We start from the raw sequence: 1,398 nt of genomic DNA, 5'->3' as shown, positions 1-1,398 counted from the left end.
TAGAAACGACCTATGACTGGATCATAGTATTGATGAAATGGACACCTACCGTCAAACCACTAACATTAAGTTAACTATATTTTTTCATTAACCAGAAGGAATATTTTATGTCTGTTGAATTAATCGCCATTGACCTAGCTAAAAATGTCTATCAATTGTGTGGGGTGAATCGCGCGGGTAAACCCGTATTTAACAAGCAAGTATCTCGCACTAAGTTTATTCAAACTATTGCACAATACCCCGGTGTCACGGTCGCTATGGAAGCGTGTTGTAATTCAAATTACATCGGTCGAGTTTTGCTGCGAATGGGCTACAAGGTCAACATTATTCCCCCGAAGCATGTCAAACCGTTCGTAAAGGGTAATAAAAATGATAGAAATGATGCCTTTGCGATTGCCGAAGCGGCTAGGCGCCCAAACATGCATTTTGTGCAACCGCGCAGTATTGAACAAACCGATATGTCAATCGCCCATAAAATACGTGAGCGTCGAATTGCCGAGCGCACTGCGTTAGTCAATCAAGTGAGAGGTTTGCTTATGGAATATGGTGTGACTGTTCCACTAGGCATTCACAAATTGAGAGCCGATTTGCCTTTCATATTAGAGGATGCTGAAAATGAGCTTTCCATTATCGCGCGCCAACAATTTCAATTGCTGTTAGAAGAATGGCAGGCTTTAGATATCTTAATCTCTGAGCAGGATGCACTGATTAAACGTCAAGCACATACCGATGAAAAAGCCACCCGACTGATGCAAATAAAAGGAATTGCTGAGCTTACCTCAACCGCCATTGTATCCCATATGGGCGCATCTCATAACTACAAAAATGGTCGACATTACGCCTCATGTTTAGGCTTAGTGCCAAAAGAATATTCAAGTGGTGGCAAGCAAAAAGTGGGCGGGATCACTAAACGTGGCAATAAATACGTCCGGCGTTTACTTGTCCAGTGTGCATGGTCGATTATTCGGCGCATTGAAAGTGCGACTGACAATTTGTCCTTGTGGGTTAAAAAGGTCATTGAGCGACGAGGAAAACAAATTGCCTCCGTCGCGATTGCAAATAAATTAGCGCGTATTGTCTGGGCAATGTCTCATTACAAACAAGATTTTAATTATGGAAACTAGCAAGCATCAAAAGGACAGGATTCATACCAACGAGCACTGAGTGTTAATGAGTTAATCGGTTACGCCGAACCGCTTTACATGCAGGGCAGGCACGTGGCTATTAAAAGTCGTAGTATCGATTTTGCTGAAGCGGTGCGGTTTTCATTAAGGCCCGAGATAACAGGATCTCATTTAGAGGCCGAATATACGTAGGCAGCGTCCCCTATTACTCAAGCACATAAATAGAAATTTATACTTGAAAAAATGTAGGTGTCCATATACGTGCCTGCATATA

General features: G+C 42.4%; 1 protein-coding gene. It reads left to right on the top strand.

The window, feature by feature from the left end; translation table 11 throughout:
* Nucleotides 1-107: 107 nt before the first annotated feature.
* Nucleotides 108-1,124 (top strand): IS110 family transposase, encoded by a 1,017-nt coding sequence (locus DS2_RS19300; RefSeq protein WP_035016724.1) that lies wholly within the window; start codon nucleotides 108-110, stop codon nucleotides 1,122-1,124.
* The last annotated feature ends 274 nt before the right edge of the window (nucleotides 1,125-1,398 follow it).

This window comes from Catenovulum agarivorans DS-2 (assembly GCF_000568405.1).
Classification (GTDB): domain Bacteria; phylum Pseudomonadota; class Gammaproteobacteria; order Enterobacterales; family Alteromonadaceae; genus Catenovulum; species Catenovulum agarivorans_A.
The sequence above is the reverse complement of the archived record's forward strand: the minus strand, read 5'-3'. Positions and strand labels throughout refer to the sequence as shown.